1 protein-coding gene is annotated in these 431 nt (G+C 58.9%); it reads left to right on the top strand.

What is annotated here, in order from left to right:
* Positions 1–98: 98 nt before the first annotated feature.
* Positions 99–431: hypothetical protein (locus tag AK59_RS0123450; protein WP_029883964.1), on the top strand; the 333-nt coding region annotated here is incomplete at its 3' end.

Below are 431 nucleotides of genomic sequence, written 5' to 3'. Positions count from 1 at the left end.
CAGAAGACGGCATACGAGATCGGTGCCGGGCAGTGGATGATTAACTGCCCTCGCATACAGGCTACAGGCGCTGTTGTGTTGCGATGGAGGGATGACTGATGTCTTCGGTAGCAAACTGGAGCTATACCGCGACGGCGACAGTCTGGCGGCGCATACGCGATGCCGAAGGTAGCGATACCGACGGCGGAGGTCAGCCGTACGGGTGGGAAGCGCCGATCGCTATCCTCTGCGACTACCAGGGCGGACTCTCTGCAAAAATCGGTGACCTTGGCCGGGAGCTCGTTGTTAAAAACACGATATGGACCGAGTACGCAACGGCGCGGGATGGAGATTACATCCTGATTGGCGCGTCGACTGATGCAGCACCGCCGGATGAGGCCGATGAGATTCGGCAGATCGTCCAGTTCGCAGATACGTTCGAGCGACTGGCA

The organism is Enterobacter sp. T1-1, from assembly GCF_000710795.1.
Lineage (GTDB): Bacteria > Pseudomonadota > Gammaproteobacteria > Enterobacterales > Enterobacteriaceae > Enterobacter > Enterobacter cloacae.
The sequence above is the reverse complement of the archived record's forward strand: the minus strand, read 5'-3'. Positions and strand labels throughout refer to the sequence as shown.